Origin of the sequence: Hwanghaeella grinnelliae (genome assembly GCF_004005845.1) — a bacterium.
GTDB lineage: Bacteria > Pseudomonadota > Alphaproteobacteria > UBA8366 > Aestuariispiraceae > Hwanghaeella > Hwanghaeella grinnelliae.
The window spans coordinates 728,599-747,733 of the sequence record NZ_SADE01000004.1 but is presented as its reverse complement, the minus strand read 5'-3'; the positions used below and the strand labels follow the sequence as shown (position 1 = coordinate 747,733).

General features: G+C 61.6%; 17 protein-coding genes. 8 read left to right on the top strand and 9 right to left on the bottom strand.

Features of this window, described 5'->3' with window-relative positions; genetic code table 11:
• Positions 1–48: 48 nt before the first annotated feature.
• From EOI86_RS24245 to EOI86_RS24230, 4 genes are read left to right on the top strand one after another with little or no spacing between them, the layout of a single operon-like run.
• Positions 49–1,035, top strand: a complete 987-nt coding sequence (locus EOI86_RS24245) for an ABC transporter permease (protein ID WP_127768253.1) — start codon at positions 49–51, stop codon at positions 1,033–1,035.
• Entirely contained in the window at positions 1,035–1,865 is an 831-nt protein-coding gene (locus tag EOI86_RS24240) for an ABC transporter permease (protein WP_193555810.1), read from the top strand. Before EOI86_RS24245 ends, EOI86_RS24240 begins: the two co-directional genes overlap by 1 nt.
• Positions 1,862–3,502, top strand: a complete 1,641-nt coding sequence (locus tag EOI86_RS24235) for an ABC transporter ATP-binding protein (RefSeq protein WP_127768251.1) — start codon at positions 1,862–1,864, stop codon at positions 3,500–3,502. Before EOI86_RS24240 ends, EOI86_RS24235 begins: the two co-directional genes overlap by 4 nt.
• Positions 3,503–3,534: 32 nt before the next feature.
• Positions 3,535–4,935: an amidase gene (locus EOI86_RS24230; protein ID WP_205032310.1), complete on the top strand. Its 1,401-nt coding sequence runs from the start codon at positions 3,535–3,537 to the stop codon at positions 4,933–4,935.
• A 12-nt stretch (positions 4,936–4,947) separates the two neighbouring features.
• Here EOI86_RS24230 and EOI86_RS24225 read toward each other — a convergent pair whose 3' ends face one another.
• Entirely contained in the window at positions 4,948–5,577 is a 630-nt protein-coding gene (locus EOI86_RS24225; protein ID WP_161974031.1) for a LysE family translocator, read from the bottom strand.
• Positions 5,578–5,690: 113 nt separating this feature from the next.
• Here EOI86_RS24225 and EOI86_RS24220 point away from each other — a divergent pair, with 113 nt between their 5' ends.
• Positions 5,691–6,557 (top strand): LysR family transcriptional regulator, encoded by an 867-nt coding sequence (locus EOI86_RS24220; RefSeq protein WP_161974028.1) that lies wholly within the window; start codon positions 5,691–5,693, stop codon positions 6,555–6,557.
• Here the strand turns inward: EOI86_RS24220 and EOI86_RS24215 are convergent.
• The 5 genes from EOI86_RS24215 to EOI86_RS24195 all read right to left on the bottom strand — a co-directional run bounded on the left by EOI86_RS24215 (position 6,554) and on the right by EOI86_RS24195 (position 11,464).
• Positions 6,554–7,372 carry an enoyl-CoA hydratase/isomerase family protein gene (locus EOI86_RS24215; protein ID WP_127768248.1) on the bottom strand — a complete coding sequence of 273 codons (819 nt, stop codon included), beginning with the start codon at positions 7,370–7,372 and terminating at the stop codon, positions 6,554–6,556. The two genes, EOI86_RS24220 and EOI86_RS24215, sit on opposite strands and share 4 nt — an antisense overlap.
• A 131-nt stretch (positions 7,373–7,503) precedes the next feature.
• On the bottom strand, positions 7,504–8,772 hold the full coding sequence (locus tag EOI86_RS24210; RefSeq protein WP_127768247.1) for an FAD-dependent oxidoreductase: 1,269 nt from the start codon (positions 8,770–8,772) through the stop codon (positions 7,504–7,506).
• Positions 8,769–9,620, bottom strand: a complete 852-nt coding sequence (locus tag EOI86_RS24205; protein ID WP_127768246.1) for an ABC transporter permease — start codon at positions 9,618–9,620, stop codon at positions 8,769–8,771. The genes EOI86_RS24210 and EOI86_RS24205 overlap by 4 nt, the downstream gene beginning before the upstream one ends.
• Entirely contained in the window at positions 9,613–10,380 is a 768-nt protein-coding gene (locus EOI86_RS24200; RefSeq protein ID WP_127768245.1) for an ABC transporter ATP-binding protein, read from the bottom strand. The genes EOI86_RS24205 and EOI86_RS24200 overlap by 8 nt, the downstream gene beginning before the upstream one ends.
• 64 nt (positions 10,381–10,444) lie before the next feature.
• Positions 10,445–11,464 carry an ABC transporter substrate-binding protein gene (locus EOI86_RS24195; protein WP_127768244.1) on the bottom strand — a complete coding sequence of 340 codons (1,020 nt, stop codon included), beginning with the start codon at positions 11,462–11,464 and terminating at the stop codon, positions 10,445–10,447.
• A gap of 207 nt (positions 11,465–11,671) precedes the next feature.
• Here EOI86_RS24195 and EOI86_RS24190 point away from each other — a divergent pair, with 207 nt between their 5' ends.
• A complete protein-coding gene (locus EOI86_RS24190) occupies positions 11,672–13,177 on the top strand; it encodes a class I adenylate-forming enzyme family protein (protein WP_127768243.1) in 1,506 nt (501 codons plus the stop codon).
• Between the two features lie 98 nt (positions 13,178–13,275).
• Positions 13,276–14,622, top strand: a complete 1,347-nt coding sequence (locus tag EOI86_RS24185; RefSeq protein WP_127768242.1) for a mechanosensitive ion channel family protein — start codon at positions 13,276–13,278, stop codon at positions 14,620–14,622.
• Between the two features lie 9 nt (positions 14,623–14,631).
• On the opposite strand, the gene aroC is transcribed toward EOI86_RS24185, so the two are convergent.
• Entirely contained in the window at positions 14,632–15,720 is a 1,089-nt protein-coding gene (gene aroC / locus EOI86_RS24180) for a chorismate synthase (protein ID WP_127768241.1), read from the bottom strand.
• A 126-nt stretch (positions 15,721–15,846) separates the two neighbouring features.
• Complete coding sequence (fabI, locus tag EOI86_RS24175) at positions 15,847–16,689, bottom strand: enoyl-ACP reductase FabI (RefSeq protein ID WP_127768240.1); 843 nt, start codon at positions 16,687–16,689, stop codon at positions 15,847–15,849.
• A 373-nt stretch (positions 16,690–17,062) separates the two neighbouring features.
• Between fabI and EOI86_RS24170 the strand changes: the two genes are divergently transcribed.
• Positions 17,063–18,421 (top strand): YihY family inner membrane protein, encoded by a 1,359-nt coding sequence (locus tag EOI86_RS24170; protein ID WP_127768239.1) that lies wholly within the window; start codon positions 17,063–17,065, stop codon positions 18,419–18,421.
• On the opposite strand, the gene EOI86_RS24165 is transcribed toward EOI86_RS24170, so the two are convergent.
• On the bottom strand, positions 18,418–19,131 hold the full coding sequence (locus EOI86_RS24165; RefSeq protein ID WP_127768238.1) for an HAD family hydrolase: 714 nt from the start codon (positions 19,129–19,131) through the stop codon (positions 18,418–18,420). The genes EOI86_RS24170 and EOI86_RS24165 overlap by 4 nt on opposite strands.
• Between the last annotated feature and the right edge of the window lie 4 nt (positions 19,132–19,135).

Sequence of the window (19,135 nt, the reverse complement as noted above, 5' to 3'; positions counted from 1 at the left end):
ACGATAATCCGTGCCTGACTGGGGCCTGAACGGGGCTGTTTCTCAACTATGAACCGATCCACGAAAATTCTGCGCTATGTGCTTCGGCGCCTTATGCAAGGCATACCGATCATCATCGCGATCATCGTATTGAATTTCTTCCTTTTGAACATGGCGGAAGGCGACGCGGTTGACGTTCTCGCCGGGGAAGCCGGGTCAGCAACGCCGGAATATATGGCCGAGCTGCGGGCCAAATTCGGCCTGGATCAGCCCCTGCCCGTCCAGTTGATGGTCTATTTGAAGAATGTGGCCTTGCTGGACCTGGGTTATTCCTTCCGGCACGACATGCCGGTCGCGCAACTGATTTTGGACCGCTTCTGGCCGACCCTGCTGCTGATGACCTGCACGATCCTGACTGCTGTCGGGTTCGGCATCCTTCTGGGCCTGCTGGCGGCGATCAACCTGAACACCTGGAAAGACACCGCGATTTCGATCTTCGCGCTGATTACCTACGCCACGCCATTGTTCTGGGTGGGGCTGATGATGATCGTCGTCTTCTCGATCAATCTCGGTTGGTTCCCGACGAGCGGTATGGAAAACATCGCGGCCTTCTATGAAGGCTGGGACCGCGTCTGGGATATCGCCCATCACCTGGTTCTGCCGACCATCACACTCTCGCTGTTCTATCTCGCACTTTACACGCGGATGATGCGGGCCTCGATGCTTGAACAATACGGCCAAGACTATGTCGTGACCGCGAAGGCAAAGGGGCTCACCGAGCGCCGGATCACCTTTGTCCACGTCTTGCGCAACGCCTTGCTGCCCGTCGTCACCATGGCCGGTGTGCAGGTCGGCGCGCTGATCGGCGGGTCGGTCATCGTGGAATCGGTCTTCGCCTGGCCGGGGCTGGGCATGCTCGCCTTCGAGTCCTTGTTCGCACGGGACCTCAACCTGCTGCTGGGAATTTTCATGATTTCATCGGTCCTGGTCGTCGTCGTAAATCTGATCGTGGACGTGATTTACAGCTTCCTCGACCCGCGTATTGAGGTGGCATAATGAGCTTCTGGAAACGTTTTGCCCGCAACCGTCAGGCCGTCCTCGGTATGTTCATCCTGGCGCTCGTCATCCTGATGGCGTTGTTCGCCGGCGCCTTTTACCCGGACGACCCGTTCCGCCTCGCCGGCAAGCCGTTGGCGCCTCCGGGCACGAGCGGCTTCCTACTGGGCAGCGACTCGCTTGGCCGTGACGTGGCGTCGGGTATCGCCCATGGCGCGAAAACCTCGATCATGATCGGCCTTGTCGCGACCGTGGCCGCGGTCTTCATCGGCGTCATCTTCGGCGCCTTGTCCGGCTATTACGGCGGCAAGATCGACGATGCTCTGATGCGCGTTACCGAGATGTTCCAGACGATCCCATCCTTCGTCTTCGCCATCCTGCTTGTCGCGATCATGAAACCGTCAATCGAAAGTATCGTCATCGCCATCACGGTCGTCTCTTGGCCGGGCGTCGCCCGGCTGGTGCGCGGTGAGTTTCTGGCGCTGAAGAACCGGGAATTCGTTCAGGCCTGCCACACCTTGGGCATGGGCGACATTCAGATCATGCTGCGCGAAATACTGCCGAACTGCGTCAGCCCGATTATCGTCGTCGGTTCCCTGATGGTCGCAACCGCGATCCTGATCGAAAGCGGGCTGGCCTTCCTCGGCCTCGGGGATCCGAACATCATGAGTTGGGGTTTCCAGATCGGCGCGGGCCGCACGATGCTGCGGTCTGCCTGGTGGGTCTGTACCTTCCCGGGTATTGCGATCCTGGTCACTGTCCTTGCCATCAACCTTGTCGGCGAAGGCCTGAATGACGCCTTGAACCCGCGCCTGAGGGAACGCCAATGAGCGATACCACGAGCCAGAAACTACTCGATATCCAGAACCTCTCGATCCTGTTGCCGGACGGTGCGGATCGCCGCTATGCGGTGGAGGATATCTCGATCGACCTCAGCCCCGGCGAAACGCTTTGCATCGTGGGCGAAAGCGGGTCAGGCAAATCCCTGACCGCGCGTGCCGTGATGGGATTGCTGCCCGGCCCGAAGGTGCGGGTCGGCGATGGGGCGATCAATTTCCTGGGTGAAGACACCACGAAGGTCACGCCGGAACGGCTGCGCGACATTCGGGGCAACGAGATCTCGATGATTTTTCAGGAACCGATGACGGCCCTGAACCCGGTCATGCGGATCGGTGATCAGATCGACGAAATCTTCCGTTTTCATGTCAGCATGCCTGCCAAGGAACGCGCGGCGCGGGCACTGCAATTGCTGACTGATGTGAACCTGCCGGACCCGGCAGGCATCATGCGCGCCTATCCGCATGAATTGTCAGGCGGCCAGCGTCAGCGGGCGATGATCGCCATGGCCTTGGCCTTGGAGCCAAAGATCCTGATCGCGGACGAACCGACGACGGCTTTGGACGTCACCACCCAGGCGCAGATCCTGAAGCTGATCAAGGAATTGCAGCAACAGCATCACACCGGCGTTCTCTTCATCACCCATGATTTCGGCGTGGTGGCGGATATCGCCGACCGCGTGGCCGTGATGCAATACGGCAAACTCGTCGAAATGGGTACGGTCCATGAGGTCCTGAATGCCCCGCAACACCCGTATACCAAGGGGTTGATCGCCGCCATTCCAAAACTGAAGCCGCGCGCGGCGCGCGAGCAATCCAAGGAAAGCGTCCTGTCGGCGCATGGCGTCCGCAAGACCTTCGGCAGCACCGGCGGTTTCAGCCTTTTCGGCAAAAAGGACCGCGTGGTTCATGCGGTCAACGATGTCAGCATCGAAGTCCATCGCGGGGAAACACTCGGCATTGTGGGCGAAAGCGGGTCCGGAAAGTCCACCATGGCGCGTTGCCTGATCCGGCTGATGGATATCGACGACGGCGAAATCTATGTCGGCGACCAGGAAATTTCGAAACTGGACCGCAAGCATATGCGTCCGCATCGGCGACGGTTGCAGATGGTCTTTCAGGACCCCTTCGCCTCGCTGAACCCCCGCATACGCGTCGGGCAAATCATCGCCCAAGGGCCAATCCTGCAAGGTGTGGACAAGGAAGAAGCAAACAAGCGCGCGAAGGAACTGATATCCATCGTCGGGCTTGAGGAAAGCGCCTTCGACCGTTTCCCGCACGAATTTTCCGGTGGACAGCGCCAGCGTATCGGCATCGCCCGGGCGCTTGCGCTGGAACCGGATATCCTGATCGCGGATGAACCAGTTTCGGCCTTGGATGTGTCAATCCAGGCGCAGATCCTGGAACTGCTGGACAAGATCCGCAAACAGATGAACCTTTCCATGGTCTTCATTACCCACGACCTGCGCGTCGCCGCCCAGGTCTGCGACCGGGTCGCGGTGATGCAATACGGCAAGGTGGTTGAAATCGGGCCGACCGCGGAACTGTTCGGCGATCCGCAGCACGACTACACAAAGGCGCTTCTGGCCGCCATTCCGGGTAAGGATTGGCAGACGGAGGATGTCGCCTGACATAACCTAAAAAGAAACACCGGGGGGATCGAATGCCACAGGTTAAACCACTATCACCACTGGACACGATCGCCGGTATTGCCATGGCCTATCGGGCCGGGTCGCTTCGCCCCAGTGAGGCGACACGCCGCTACCTGGACCGTATCGCGAAACACGACCCTGCTGTCGGCGCCTATCAAGCGATCTGGGCGGAAAAGGCCATGCAGGCCGCTGAAGCGGCCGACAAGGCCTTTGCAGCCGGCAGTGTGATCGGTCCGTTCCACGGCATTCCCTTCGGTCTGAAGGACATCTTCGATGTGGAAGGCACGGTCACGACCTTTGGGTCGAAGGCGATGGCTGACCGCGTTTCCCCCGGAACCGGCACGATGGTCAAACGTCTGCTCGGTGCGGGCGGCATTGTTCTCGGCAAGACCAAAACAGTCGAATGCGCCTTCGGCGGTTGGGGCACCAATCAGTTGATGGGTACACCCTACAACCCCTGGGACATGGATACACACCGGGTGCCGGGCGGGTCGTCATCCGGGTCCGCGGCGGCGGTCGCCAGCCGCCTCGCCGCAGGCGCCATCGGCAGCGACACCGGTGGGTCGGTGCGTGTCCCGGCGGCCTTTTGCGGCCTTGTCGGGTTGAAGGTCACCGCCGAACAACTGCCGCTGGACGGCATCATGCCCCTGTCGCAGACCCTCGACACGCCAGGCCCGATCGTCCAGACCGTGCGCGACGCCGTCATTTTGTACGAAGTCATGCTGGGCCGCGAAGGCTGGGCCATGGAACAGGACGCGGCGAAATCGGACGGGCTGTACGGTCAATTGGACAAGGGCGTAAAGGGCCTGACGCTGGGCGTGATGAATGCCGCTGAGCGCGCCGTCTGCACGTCTGACATGCTGGAAGCCTATGACATGGCGGCTGAACGCCTGAAAGCCTTGGGCGCGGAGATCAAGGTCTTCGACGCCCCCTTCGGCTATGGCGATCTGGCGGCCATGAACGGGATGATCATCGCCGTCGAGGGCTATCAGAACCACGGCGCCTATTACGACGACCCGGCCGCCCCGATGGACGAAGATGTCCGGGCGCGCATGATGGGCGGCAAGTCACTGCCAGCTTGGGAATATGTCCGCAGTCTTGAAAAGCGCAAGGATATGAAAGCGCGGTTCGCGCATGCGATGAAAGGCTTCGACGCCCTGCTGACGCCGGGCACCCCGGACGTCGCCTGCCCGGTCGAAGACGCCGACCAGACGACCACGCCGGGTTACTTCTCCCGTCCGTTCAACTTCCTGGAAATGTGCGGCATGACCTTGCCGATTTCGCTCGACCCGCAGGGATTGCCGACCAGCATGCAGGTCGTCGGCCGTGGCCATGACGAAGCCATGGTGCTGCGCATTGGCGCCGCGCTTGAACATGACCTGCCCCCGATCGGCCGTCCCGCTTTCAGCTAGACGTCCCGCACCTTAGGCGAACAGGATCAGACCCGCACTGACGGCGACGAGCACGCCCATCAAACCGCTGAACATACGCCCGCCATTCGCCGGCGATAAAAGCCGGCGGATGGTCTGGCCGCCGATGACCCAGACGAAATTACTGGCTGGCCCGACCAGGGTGAACACCGCACACATGGCAAGCGTCCTCGGAATCGTATCGTCGGTGATCCCTGCATAGGCGCCGGCGGTCGCGACTGCCATCGCCCAGGCTTTCGGATTGATCCATTGAAACAAGGCGGCCTCATAAAGTCTAAAGGGCCGCGCCTTCGCATCGACGGTTCCTTCTTCTTCCGACGCAGGCGGCGGGGAGAAGAGCGGCGAGAGAAACTGCCAGGCGAGCCAGAACATCCAGGCAGCGCCCACATAGCGCACCACATCCAGCGCCCAGGGAAACGCTTCCAGCAAGGCGCCGAGGCCGAAGACCGCGCCCCCAATCATCGTGGCGAACCCAATCGCGATACCCGCAACATGCGGCACTGTCCGTCGAACCCCAAAGGCGGCGCCGGAAGCCATAACCATCAAATTGTTCGGCCCCGGTGTGATCGAGGTGACCAGAGCGAAAACCGCCAGTGAAAACAGCAGGTCGATATCGATTCCCATGACGTGCCCAAAGCCTTGTGATTGATACGCGGTTCCCATTCTCCTAAAAACCGGCGAAGCGAATAGCAATGCCGTGTTATGCTGTCTTTCGCTGCAAAAATGCAGGTAACGATATGACCGACAGACTGAAATGGGCGGATGTCCCGATCCTTCTGGCCGCTGAAGAGGCTTCCTCCCTCGCCGTGCTGGGCGAGATGCTGCGCATGGACCCGACGACAGTCAGCCGGCGGATTTCATTGATGGAGCGGGATTTGGGCGTCACCGTTTTCATAAGATCGCGCGGAACCCTCGCCCTAACCCCGGCCGGCCGACGCCTTTTGGCCTATGCCCAAACGATGGAAGAAGCCGCCAAGGGCTTGGAACACGCAGCCCGCGCCATGACCGAGGAACCGGCAGGCACGGTCCGCGTCAGCGTCCCGCCAACATTCTCTCACACCGTCCTTGGTCCAAATCTTCCGGTTTTCCTGAAGGACTATCCCGGCATTCAAGTCGATATTTCCGTGGACCGGGCGAATGTCGCCATCGGCGACTGGGAAGCCGACGTCGCGATCCGTCTAGGGGCGACCACATCGGACGAGGACAATGTCCTGACCCGCAAACTGGGCGAAATGCCCTATAGCGTTTTTGGGGCCGCCGATGGCGCGGATCAGTCGCGATGGATCGCCTATCCCGAAAAATTCGCCCATGTCCCGGAAGCCGCCTGGCTGGCCGACCGACATCCCGGGGCGGATATCGCCGCCCGCTGCAACGATCCCGTCTCTACCAAGGCGATGGTCGCCGCCGGCGCCGGTTTTGCGGTTCTGCCCGATGCCCTATGCCTTGGCGACGCAACGGTCAGAAAGGTAGAAGACCGGATTCTCGTGCGGGACGTTTGGCTATTGCGGCATAAGGCTTCCGTGTCTTCCTATCCGACCCAGCTGTTCGTGGACTGGGTCGCCACGATGACGCGCCGGGTACTGAGCAGGGGGATGCCCCTTTAGCCGTTGTCGCCGAACCGTGCGTCGCGCCAGGCAAGGGCTGCCTTCATCCCATCCTCGCGCAACAGGCGGAGGAATTCCGTCTTGTCGGGCGATCCCTGCCCTTCGATCTGAACGTCGATGTCCAGCGCGTTCTGAAGCGCCTGATCCATCCCCATGATTGTGAAGGAGGCATTGATGGCCCGCTTGGTCTGCTTGACCAGCATGGGATCGATCACGGCCAAGCGCTTAGCAATATCCATCGCTTCCGACAGATCGTCTCCGGGCGCCACGATGCGATTAACGAGGCCCAGGTCGAAGGCGCTTTCGACGGATATATCGTCCCGGCCGAGCAGGATGATCTCCTTCGCTGCCTTCGGGCCGGCAAGCCAGGGCAGCAGCATCACCACGATTCCGGCCCCAAACCGCAGTTCCGGTTCCCCGAAGACCGACCCTTCGGCGGCGACCGTCATGTCACATGCCATGGACAATTCAAACCCGCCGGCGAGCGCCGGGCCACGCACGGCGGCCACGGTCGGGATCGGGAGGTGCCAGAAACGCATCACCGCGTCATAGTCTATTTGCAGGGCGTCGCGCCATTGCTCGACCCCATCCGGCCGATTGGCCGCCTGGTCTTTCAGGTCGAATCCGGAACAGAACGCCGCCCCCGCGCCGGTCAGGACGAGGGCACGAATATCGCTCATCCCTTCGACCGTATCGCAGACGTCCAGCAATTCCTCCAGCATGGTGCGGTTCATCGCATTGGCGCGTTCGGGACGGTTCAATGTGACGACGGCCACCGGGCCTTCGCGTTCGAACAAAATGGTCTGATAGCTCACGGCTGGGACCTCGCGATGCGGGTGTTGACGATTACGCCACCAGCTTAGCCGTCCTGGCTGGCGGGCTCCATGGCGGGTTTACCCTGCCACCGTCAATTCACCAGTGACGGCATACCGGCGATAGTTACAGTTCAGGCGACCGCGTCCTTGCCATCCAGCACCGCCCCCTCTTTGCGCAACCTGGACCGCACTTCCGCCGGGTCGAATGATCCATCCGCCGTCAATGCAGCGGCGATCCCGGCCGCCTGCCCCGTCGCCATCGCCGTTCCCATCACCCGGATCGCGGCCCCGCCCAAACGATCGCCATCGGCAAGGCGGCCGGCGCAGAAAAGGTTCGCCGTGTCCACGCTATGCAGACAGCTGAGCGGGATTTCATAGGTCGACTTGTCAGGTGCGAAATCGAAGCTGCTCGCATAGTTGCCCCGATCATGCCATTCCGCGCCCCAGGCGCCCAATGCGATTGTATCGTCGAAGCCGCGCCCGGCCTGAACATCCGCCCAGGTGAGTTGGCCACGGCAGTTCAAGTGTCGGGACTCGCGGGTTCCGAATTCCGGGCCGGTCGCAACCAGATAGGCTCCTTCGCATCCGGGAATGGTCCGCACGGCTTCAAGATAGGCCCAGGCTTGCCGCCGCCCATAAGCCTCCGCCGCCGACATGGACCGGGCATCGCGCGGATCGTAATCGGCCGAGACCACATAGATCACCATATCCCCTGAAACCGGCAGGCGCGCGACGACACTGCGGTCCTTGGTCACCTCACCAGGGGCGAAACCTTTATCCGCGACCGCCTTGGCGACATCCAGCGCCGTGACCTGAAGGTCGCGCGGAATACCGCCGAACCGCGTGCCCAACGTGCCCAGATTCACATCCGCGCCATTGCCGTAGCGCGTCGACGCCCCGCCGAAAGCCGCCAAGTCTCCGTCCCCGGTACAATCGACAAAGGCTTCCGCCTTGAATTTGGAATACCCGTCATGCCCCGCGACGGTCACCGATGTGATCGCCCCGTCCTCTCTGTCGGCCGCAGTAACAAAAGCGCCCAGCATGACATCCACGCCGGCCTCCCCGGCCAGTTCGTCGAGTGTGAGCTTCACGGCTTCCGGTTCGAAGACCACATAGACGCCGCGGTGCCGGATCGGATCGGTGATCGCCCCCCGTTTCTTCAGGGCATGGGTTACCTCGTCGGCAATCCCGCGCACCGCCCGGCGCGGCGGATCGCCCAATGTGTAGAGACCGCAATAGGTCACCACATTGCGCATGGTGGCGGCCCCGCCCAGGCAACCATACCGTTCGATCAGCAGCGTCCTGGCCCCCGTCCGCGCGCTGGCGACCGCCGCCGCGACACCGGCGGAACCGCCCCCGGCGACAATGACGTCATAGCTGCTGTCATATTGTCCGGTCATGTGCGCCACCCCAGCAAATGCCGCTCGATCGCGCTGATCGCCGTGCTGACGATGACGCCGAGGAGCGAGAGTATAACCACGCCCGCGAACAGGCGTTCCAAGTCATAGAGAGAGCCCGCCTGCAGGATATAGGCGCCGATGCCGTATTCCGCGCCGAGCATTTCCGCCGCGACCAACAGGATGATGGCAATGGCGAGGCTGACGCGCAGGCCGGACAGGATGCCTGGCATCGCGCCTGGCAATACGATTTTGCGGACGATGGAGAACCAGGAAAGGTCGAAGCTCTGCCCCATCCGGATCAGGGTTCGATCCACATTATCCACCGCGCCATAGGTCGCCACCACGGTCGGCGTGAACGTGCCGAAGGCGATCAGTGCGTATTTCGAAGCCTCGTCGATCCCGAACCAAATCACGAAAAGCGGCAGCAGGGCAATCTTCGGTATCGGGAAGATCGCCGCGACGAGCGGGACAAGGCCGGCGCGGATATAGGAAAACAACCCAATCAGAATACCGATGCCGATCCCGGCGCTGACGCCCAGCACGGCGCCCACCGCAAGGCGCGACAAAGACGGCGCCAGATGTTTGAAGAGCAGGCCCGAGTCGTAGAGTTCACCGAAGGTCGCCAACACGTCCGACGGTTTTGGCAGGGTCAGCGGAGAGATCCACCCTGCCCGCGTCCCCCATTCCGCCAGCCCGATCAGGACCGCGAAGACCGCGAAACCGACCCATCGGCGCGGCATCGGCGCAAAACCACCGCCGCGCATGCGGACCGGTTTCGCCTGAGCGTCCGGTTTCTTGTCCTGCGGCTTGTCCGGCCAGGGGCCGGATGCGTCATTCCCGTCAGGCATTGATCAACTCCGCATCCGCCGCGCGCGCCTCTTCGCGCATCAGGTTCCACAGGTGTTTCTGGTGCAGATCCAGGTCGGCATCGCCGAATTGCCGGTCGGACAAGGGTTTATCAATTTCGACGATGTCGCGGATTTGTCCGGGGCGGCGCGACAGCACAACGATGGAATGCCCAAGACGCACGGCTTCATGCAGGTTGTGGGTCACATAGACCGCCGTGAACGGCGTGCGTTCCCAAAGCCCGACAAGGTCGTCCATCAGCAGTTCCCGCGTCTGGCTGTCGAGCGCGGAGAGCGGTTCGTCCATCAACAGAACCGCCGGGTTCACGGCCATTGCGCGCGCAATGGCGACGCGCTGCTTCATGCCGCCGGACAACTGTTTCGGCAGCGCCTTTGCGAAATCGGTCAGGTTGGTCCGCGCCAGAACATCGTCGATGATCGCCTTCGCCGCCTTGCCCTTGATGCCGTGATCCTCAAGCACCAGGGAGACATTGCCGTCGACCGTGCGCCAGGGCAGCAAGGCGAAATCCTGAAAAATGTAGGTGAGCGGGTTGAGGCACCCTTCCGGCGGTTCCCCGACTTGCAGGACCTGCCCCTGGGAGGGTTGTTCCAAACCGCCGATGAAGCGCAACAGCGTCGACTTCCCACACCCGGACGGGCCCACGATGCACACGATCTTGCCATTCGGAATTTCAAGGGTGATGTCGCGCATCACCTCAAAATCGCCATAGGAATGGCTGATACTGTCCAATTTGATTTGCATGATGCTCGCTGAAGAATAGAGCGGGGCGGCTGAAATGCAGGTGCCGCCCCGTTCTTTCCCAATATCAGGAAATGATTTCGACGTAGGACGTATCAACTAAATCGTCGATGCCGATTGAGCTGTCGACCAAACCCTCGGACTTGAACCAATTCAGCTGATGTTCGACGGAAGCCAGATTCAGCGCCGCGTTCTTGTTGAGGCGCATGGTGCCGTTGATGATCGACGGCGCGGCCTTTTCGCGCGGGCGGTCGGTGTAGACGTATTTGTGGATAAGATCGACCATCTGATTGACACCGTCCTCGCCACCGGTCTTGTCGATCATGGCGGCGGTGTAATCGTCGACGCCTTTCGAGAAACCGGCCAGGAAGCTTTCCGTCATCTCCCGTTCATCCGCCGCGTTCTTGGCCGAGGTGAAGACCGTCGTCGTCTGATAGTTCGGCAGATAGTCCGAAACCGCCCCGATGATGTGGACCGCGCCGGATTTCGACAGCGGCTTTGCGATATGCGGCACGATGTTCCAAGCATCGATCTGTCCGGACTTCAACGCCCCGATGACGGCGCCCACCTTCTGCAGCGGCTTGTAGGTCAGCGAAATGCCTTCCTGCGCGGCGATCTGCGATCCCACATAGTGGAAAGAAGACCCCGTTTGGGTGATGCCGTAACTTTTGCCGTCCAACTTCGCCGGGGTGGTGATGCCTGCCTTGAAGGCCGCGTCGGAAACCAGGATCTGCTGACCGTCGATGCCTTTTTCTTCCGTCAACGCGCCGCCGATGACCTTGATGGCCCCTTTCTGCGCAAGCGAGATCAGGCCGCCGGAAATTGCCGTCACGGCATAGTCCACATCGCCGGACGCGATGGCGACCGCCATCGGCTGGGCCGCCTGGAAGAACTGAAGTTCAACATCCAGGCCCGCATCGGCGAAATAGCCGCGTTCCACCGCGACGAAACTGCCGGAATGACTGGTGAAGCGCAGTGCCCCGACCTTGATCTTGCGGTTGGACGCGATGGCGGGGGCGGCCAGGGAACTGGCGGCGGCGGCCCCGCCCATCAGAGCAATGGCCTTACGGCGGTTGAGTTTGATCATGGTTTCCTCCCACTTCCTGTCGGTTCGTTCAGTGTGGTCAAAATTGTCTGTTTCTAGCTCCGGGAACCGGCCGGCACGAATAGCTTCAATGTTTCTAGGAGCGGTCGATGTCGCCGTCAAACACCTGTTCCCGGATCATGGCATATGCGGACTTGTCCAGATCGAGACCTGCTCTATCGTGAGGGCAGATGATCAGGACGGGATGAAATGACCCTGCGTGACCTGTTGGAGCGCGCCTGCGCCGCGTCGCCAGACGCAACCGCCTTGAGGGCTGGGGAAGAGAGCCTCTCCTTCGCCGCCCTGGACAGCTTGGCGGACGAGGTTGCCGAAGACCTGCGTGGACATCGGTTGCAAAGAAACGAACCGGTCCTGTTGGCGGTCTCAAATCGGCCCGAGGACATTGCCGGGTTCTTAGGCATCTGGAAGGCGGGCGGTGTCGTCGTGCCGATCCATCGATCCTCGCTGGAAGCCGACACGCTGGATATCGCCGAACGGGCCGGCAGCCGTTTCGCGGTGACCATGCGGCCCGACCTACCCGCCCCCGCGCCGTTTCAGGCCGGGGCCATCGCGGCCTTGGACCAAGAGCCGCCGGAACGCCCGCTGCTGAAAGATGCCGCCGTGATTTGCTTCACCTCCGGCACCACGGGCCAGCCCAAGGGCGTTGTGCTGGGCCATGCGCCCTATTGCCGGAAGCTTGACCAATTGCAGGCGCTGCTTGCGGTCAAACCGGGTGACACGGCCGTGATGCCGCTGAACCTGACCTTCATCTTCGGGCAATGGGTAACCTTCCTGACGCTGGCGCAGGGCGGTACGGTTCACTTGGTGGACCGTTTCACGCCGGAAGGGTTTCTACAGACGCTGGAAGAGGCGAAGGCTACGCATATCGGCATGGTGCCCACGATGCTGCGGATGCTGATGCCGGTGCTGGAGGATACGGGCGCACGGTTCGACGGAACCGTGATGCTGGGCGGCGAAGTCACCCCGCCCCCCTTGGCGGAGCGGATATCCGCCCTGTGGCCCGACTCGCGTTTCTGGGACATGTTCGGGTTGAGCGAGACCGGATCCTGCGACTTGATCCTGCCGCCGGCGGATTTCGTGGCGCGGGCCCACACGGTCGGACATCCCGGCGACGGGATAACGGTGAAAACCGATCCCGCCAGCGGCGAATTACTGATCGACACGCCCTGCCGGATGCTGGGCTATCTCGATGCACCGGACCTGACCGCCGCCGCCTTTACAGATGACGGTTTTTTCAAAACCGGCGACCTGGCGACCATCCACCCCGATGGATCGGTGGAACTGATCGGCCGCGCCAAGGAATTGATCAACCGCGCCGGCAACAAGATTTCCCCGCTGGAAGTGGAACGCGTGCTGATGACCCATCCCGGCGTCGCCGCCGCCCTGGCCACCGGCCTGCCGCACGAATTGCTGGGCGAGTCCCTTCAGGTCATGCTGGTTCCCAAGCCCGGCACGGCGCTGGACCAGGACGAGGTCAAGGCATTCGCCCGCACCCTTCTGCCCGGCCCGAAACGCCCGGACGGCTACCTGATCGGCGACACCCTGCCCACCGGCCGCACCGGAAAGGCCGACCGCGGCGCGCTGAAGAAGCTGTTGATCGCGATGGAAGATGAACCCGCCGAATACGCCTCGCCCGCCTGTTCGGCGCATGAGATAGATCCGGCCTATACAGGTTTGGCGCCGAAGACCGGCTGACACAATGACGAGAAATTTGCAGCCGGCATGGTCCGTGGTGCAGGCTGTGACCCTGGCGCGGGAAAAGCCCGACCGCCGCAACGTCAGGAGGCACCGGCTTGGAACAGTTCCTGCCTTGGCTTGATCCGATTTGGGTGGAAAACCTTCAGGTTCGCCTGGAACATTGGTTCCTGGTGGAGGTTCTGACCTGGACCAGTCTGGCCCAGCTGGGCGCCATTGTGGCGGCGGCGATAATGTCCTGGCCCATATCGCGCCCGGTCAACCGCTTGCTTGGAAGGCTCGCCGGCAAAACGGTGCGTTGGGAACGCCGGCTGCATCTGGCGGTGACGCATCTGCCCGCGTTGGCCTTTCCGGCGACCTATTGGCTGTTGATGCAGCTGTGCATCGCCATCGCGGCAAGCACCGGCTACCCGCACCACATCCTGACCATCGTCCTCAGCCTGCTATCCGCCTGGCTGGTCATCCGCTTGGCGACGTCGGTCCTCGAAAACCGTGAGATCGCCCGGGTCGTCAGTATTGTCGCCTGGGGCGTCGCGACCCTGAACATCCTAGGTCTGCTCGCCCCGCTGGAAACCTTCCTGGAAGGCCTTGCCATACCGCTCGGCAGCCGTCGCATCACGGTCATGAGCGTAATCGAGGCAATGTTGCTGTTCGTCGTGCTGCTGTGGCTGGCCGGCGTCGCGGGTCGGTTCGTTGCCTACGGCCTGAACCGGTCCCAAACACTGACACCGTCGATAAAAGTACTGTCGGAAAAAGCGATCAAGGTCGCGCTGATCGCCTCTGTCTTCCTACTGACCCTCAACTATATGGGCGTCGATTTAACCGCCTTCGCCGTTTTCACCGGCGCCATCGGCGTGGGTGTCGGTTTCGGGCTGCAGAAGGTCATCTCGAACCTGATTTCGGGTTTCATCCTGCTGATGGACCGGTCGATCAAGCCGGGCGACGTCATCGAAATCAGCGACACCTTCGGCTGGGTCGACAAGCTCAGCGCGCGCTATGTCGCGCTGACCACGCGCGACGGGCGGGAATTGCTGATCCCGAACGAAGATCTGATCACCCATCAGGTGATCAACTGGTCCTATTCCAACAAGCTGCTGCGCCTGCCGTTGCAATTCGGCATTTCCTACGACTCCGACCCGCGCAAGGCGATGGAATTGGCGATCGACGCGGCGCTCTCGGTCGAACGCGTGATGAGGGATCCGAAACCGGTCTGCCGGTTGATGGGATTCGGCGACAGTTCGGTCGATTTCGAATTGCGGATCTGGATCAACGACCCGCAAGCCGGGATCGTCAATGTGAAGAGCGACATCTACCTCGCCCTTTGGGACCGCTTCCACGAACACGGCATCACCATCCCCTTCCCGCAGCGGGAAGTCACGATCAAGAAGGGATCGACGATGTCCGTGGCGCGCGAAGAAGGCGAACCGGACCGAAGTGTCGATTAGATCGACGACCTAAACGCCGACCTGCCCGCGATGCCGTAGCAGGTGATCGGCGAGCACGATGGCCATCATGGCTTCGCCGACGGGGACGGCGCGGATGCCGACGCAGGGGTCGTGACGGCCCTTGGTGAGGATTTCGGTTTCGGTCATGTCCTTGTCGACCGTCTGGCGCGGGGTGAGGATCGAGCTGGTCGGTTTCACCGCGAAACGGCAGACCACCGGCTGGCCCGACGTGATCCCACCCAGCACGCCGCCGGCCTTATTGCTGAGGAATTCCGGTTCGCCATCGGCGCCGGTCCGCATTTCGTCGGCATTTTCCTCACCCGACAGCAGGGCGGCTTCGAAGCCCGCGCCGATTTCCACCGCCTTGACCGCATTGATGCTCATCATCGCCTTGGCGAGGTCCGCATCGACCTTGTCGTAGATCGGCGCGCCGAGGCCGGCGGGGATGCCGTCGGCCACGACCTCGACCACCGCGCCGATGGAGGAGCCGGCCTTGCGGATGCCGTCCAGATACTCGGCCCATTGTTCGGCCGTCTTCGCGTCAGGGCACCAGAAAGGATTCCGTTCGGTTTCCGACCAATCCCAATTGTCCCGGCTGACCTTATAGGGGCCGACCTGAACCAGGGCGCCGCGCACGCTGGCCGCGTTGCCCAGCAGATGGGACAAAACCTTTCGCGCGACCGCGCCGGCGGCGACCCGGCTGGCGGTTTCCCGCGCCGAGGACCGCCCGCCGCCGCGATAGTCGCGGATGCCGTATTTTTTCCAATAGGTATAGTCCGCGTGGCCGGGACGGAACTTGTCCTTGATCTCGCCATAATCCTTGGAGCGCTGATCCTGGTTCCGGATCATCAGGCTGATCGGCGTGCCGGTCGTCACCCCGTCGAAGACGCCGGACAGGATTTCCACCTCGTCCGGTTCCTTGCGCTGGGTGACGTATTTCGACTGGCCGGGCTTGCGGCGGTCGAGCCAGATCTGGATATCCGCCTCGCTGATCGGAATCATCGGGGGGACGCCGTCGACCACGCAGCCGATGGCGGGCCCGTGGCTTTCGCCCCAGGTCGTGAAGCGGAACAAGTGTCCGAACCCGTTCCCAGACATGGAAAAGTCCTTCTTATTAGGGCGGTTCCGGCCCTCTCCCCCTCTCAGCCGCCCACGGGATCGTACGCTATGGGCGGCTGGGAGGGGGAGCGGGCTGGTGCCGCATCCGACTAAGGTCGGAAAACCCTAGCCCTTGTTGCCGTTCAGGCTGGCCAATAGTTCCGAGACCTCGTCGGCCGCATCGACCGCGACCATGCCGACCGTGTGATAGCCGCAATCCACGTGATGGACTTCACCGGTGACGCCGGAACCCAGGTCGCTCAACAGATACAGGCCTGCGCCGCCGACCTCGTCGATGGTGACGTTGCGCTTCAGCGGCGAGTTCAATTCGTTCCATTTCAGGATATAGCGGAAATCGCCGATGCCGCTGGCGGCCAGGGTCTTGATCGGCCCGGCGGAAATTGCGTTGACGCGGATGCCCCGGTTGCCGAGATCGACGGCCAAGTACCGAACGCTGGCCTCAAGCGCCGCCTTGGCGACCCCCATGACATTGTAGTGCGGCATGACGCGTTCGGCACCGTAATAGGTCAGCGTCACGATCGACCCGCCATCGTTCATCAGCGGCGCGGCACGTTGCGTCAGCGCGGTCAGCGAATAGCAGGAAATATCCATGGTCCGCAGGAAATTGTCGCGGCTGGTGTCCAGATACTGGCCCTTCAACTCATCCTTATCGGAAAAGGCAATGGCGTGGACCAGGAAGTCCAACTTGCCCCAGGTCTTTTCGACCTCGGCGAAGACCGCGTCCATGCTATCCGCATTGGTGACGTCGCAGGACAGGACCAGCGGGGCGTTCACCGATTCGGCGAGCGGCCTGACGCGTTTTTCCAGCGCGTCACCCTGATAGGTGAAGCCCAGTGTCGCGCCGTGATCCGCGGCGGCCTTGGCAATGCCCCAGGCGATGGAACGATCGTTCGCGACGCCCATTACCAGACCTTTTTTACCCTGCATCAGAGGCGCGTTTTCGCTCATCCCCGTACCCTCTCACCCACAACTGTCGACTATTTTATCGGCGCGTTGGAAGACCGGAACCGGTCAAAGCACCTTGGCGATTGGTTTATACCATGTATCAGGATGCGCCAATCCCGCGCCCCGCTTTTGCCCCGGTCGGGGTCACAAATGCACCCGCGAATACCCGCATTCCCCTAAATTATTGGGAATTAGGGCGGATCGCGGTATTCTAACCCCTTAAAGAGGGGACAAAGCTACAGTGAACGATTCGCGATCGAATCCGGGAAACGGCGCCAAGACGGGTCAACAATCGGCCCAGAAGACGGCTAAGAAACCGCCCAATCAACCATCCAACAAGCAAGCGGGAAATGCGGCTTCGCTCGGGCAGCCGATCATGACGTTTTTCCGCTTCCTCTATTACGTTTTCAGCCGGTTTCATCAGGACCATTGCCAGCAAAGGGCGGCTTCGCTGACCTTCACCTCGCTTCTGGCGACGGTGCCGCTGCTGGCCGTCAGTTTCGCGATTTTCGCCGCCTTTCCGGCCTATAGCCGCCTGAAAGACAAGGTTCAGTCATTCGTCTTCGAAAACTTCGTGCCCCAGGTGGGGTCGAGCATCCAGGGCCACCTTTCCGAATTCACCAAACAGACCGGTGAGTTGACCGCCGTCGGCATCCTGTTCCTGGTTTTCACCTCGGTCATGCTGTTGGTGTCCATCAGCAATACGATGGACTATATCTGGCGCGCCCGACGGCGCCGCAACATCGTGTCCCGCATGCTGGTGAACTGGGCCGTCATCACCATCGCACCCGTCCTGTTCGGGGCCAGCATGTCTATCAGCAGCGTGCTGTTCGCCTATGCCCAGGAATCCGGCGTCGAGGCCTTTACCGGCCCGCTGACACGGCTGACCTTCGCCCTGCCCTTTATCCTTCAGGCTTTCGGATTCACGGCGCTGTTCGTGATTCTGCCGAACACCCCGGTCCGGCGCACCGACGCGGCCATCGGCGGGCTTGTCGCCTCCTTCCTGTTCGAGTTGCTGAAACGCGGTTTCGGTCTCTACGTGGCGCATTTCCCGACCTATCAAACAATCTATGGCGCCTTGGCGACGATCCCAATTTTCCTGCTGTGGATGTATTTGAGTTGGATGGTCTTGCTGGCCTCGGCGGAAATGACCGCGGCCCTGCCCGAATGGCGCGGTGGAACGCGGCGCGTGCGCAAGACCGGTCTAGCCCCGCTCGACCGTCTGGTCTATGCGCTGGCAGTCCTCAGCGCGCTTAAACAGGAACAGGTCAATGGCGGCGGTCTGCGGCAATACCGTCTTCTGCGGGCGGCGGGGATCGGACCCGACGCGCTGGCCGATGTCGCCGAACGACTTGAAAAGAACCGCTATATAGCGCGCGGCTACAAGGGCGAATGGCTGTTGGTTCGCGATTTGACCGAGGTCACACTGTACGACCTGTTCAATCATCTGGGGCTTGGCCTGGAAGCGGGCATCCCGCCACGGCAATTGCGCAAGGCATGGACGCACCGTTTCGCGAAGGTCCGCACCGGCATGACCGAGGCGATGCAGGACCGCATGGGCATGACCCTGGCGGAGTTGTTGCGGGCGGCGGAACCGGGCGAGGACATCGCCAACGATACCGACGAATCCAATTTCAGCCCGACCGAGGAAGAGGTCGAACAGGACCAATCCAGCCGCAGGGCGCGCATCTTGGCGCTGCTTGGTATCGGCGCTTTGACGGCCGGCGGGTCTTAGCGATCCGCCGCCCCTTCCTGCTCGATTTTTGTGAGCAACGCGGGTAATTCCGACAGGCTTTCCAGACGGCGGAAGCGCTCATGCGGCGGGTCGTCCACATGCCGTTCGAAGACGGCCGTATGCCGATACGGAACATGTACACCCCAGCCCCCCAATTCCAGCACCGGCAGCACGTCGGACGGTATTGAATTGCCAATCATCAGGAAGTGTTCCGCATCGATGCCGTGACGGGTCAAAACATCCCGGTAATTGTCGACTTCCTTTTGCTGCACGACCTCGATCCGGTCGAAGAAGTCACCCAGCCCGGATTTGTCGATCTTGTTGGTCTGGTCGAGCACATCGCCCTTCGTGATCAGGCTCAGCCTGTACTTGTCTTGCAAGGAGGCGAGAACGGTCCGGACATTCGGCATCAACTCCACGGGCGCATCGAGCATGGCCTTTCCCATCATCAAGATCTCATGCACCTCGTCCCCGGTGATTTTGCCGCGCGAAATCTGTACCGCCGTCTCTATCATCGAAAGGGTGAACCCTTTGATGCCGTAACCGAACAGGCGGACATTGGCCAATTCGGTGTCATGCAGCTTGGCCTCCACTTCCTCCCGCGGGGCATGATGTTCCAGGATCGCCTCAAGTCGCGCCTGGGTTTCGAAAAAGTGGTTTTCGCAGTGCCAAAGAGTGTCGTCGGCGTCGAAACCGATTTCCGTGATCATCAGA

Excerpts from the sequence above, each read along its gene's own strand:
- EOI86_RS24210 (WP_127768247.1), bottom strand. The coding sequence starts at position 8,772 with ATGACCGGACAATATGACAGCAGCTATGACGTCATTGTCGCCGGGGGC.
- EOI86_RS24225 (WP_161974031.1), bottom strand. The coding sequence starts at position 5,577 with ATGGGAATCGATATCGACCTGCTGTTTTCACTGGCGGTTTTCGCTCTG.
- EOI86_RS24245 (WP_127768253.1), top strand. The coding sequence starts at position 49 with ATGAACCGATCCACGAAAATTCTGCGCTATGTGCTTCGGCGCCTTATG.
- EOI86_RS24220 (WP_161974028.1), top strand. The coding sequence starts at position 5,691 with ATGACCGACAGACTGAAATGGGCGGATGTCCCGATCCTTCTGGCCGCT.
- EOI86_RS24165 (WP_127768238.1), bottom strand. The coding sequence starts at position 19,131 with ATGATCACGGAAATCGGTTTCGACGCCGACGACACTCTTTGGCACTGC.
- fabI (WP_127768240.1), bottom strand. The coding sequence starts at position 16,689 with ATGAGCGAAAACGCGCCTCTGATGCAGGGTAAAAAAGGTCTGGTAATG.
- aroC (WP_127768241.1), bottom strand. The coding sequence starts at position 15,720 with ATGTCTGGGAACGGGTTCGGACACTTGTTCCGCTTCACGACCTGGGGC.
- EOI86_RS24205 (WP_127768246.1), bottom strand. The coding sequence starts at position 9,620 with ATGCCTGACGGGAATGACGCATCCGGCCCCTGGCCGGACAAGCCGCAG.
- EOI86_RS24200 (WP_127768245.1), bottom strand. The coding sequence starts at position 10,380 with ATGCAAATCAAATTGGACAGTATCAGCCATTCCTATGGCGATTTTGAG.
- EOI86_RS24195 (WP_127768244.1), bottom strand. The coding sequence starts at position 11,464 with ATGATCAAACTCAACCGCCGTAAGGCCATTGCTCTGATGGGCGGGGCC.
- EOI86_RS24240 (WP_193555810.1), top strand. The coding sequence starts at position 1,035 with ATGAGCTTCTGGAAACGTTTTGCCCGCAACCGTCAGGCCGTCCTCGGT.
- EOI86_RS24190 (WP_127768243.1), top strand. The coding sequence starts at position 11,672 with ATGACCCTGCGTGACCTGTTGGAGCGCGCCTGCGCCGCGTCGCCAGAC.
- EOI86_RS24235 (WP_127768251.1), top strand. The coding sequence starts at position 1,862 with ATGAGCGATACCACGAGCCAGAAACTACTCGATATCCAGAACCTCTCG.
- EOI86_RS24230 (WP_205032310.1), top strand. The coding sequence starts at position 3,535 with ATGCCACAGGTTAAACCACTATCACCACTGGACACGATCGCCGGTATT.
- EOI86_RS24170 (WP_127768239.1), top strand. The coding sequence starts at position 17,063 with ATGACGTTTTTCCGCTTCCTCTATTACGTTTTCAGCCGGTTTCATCAG.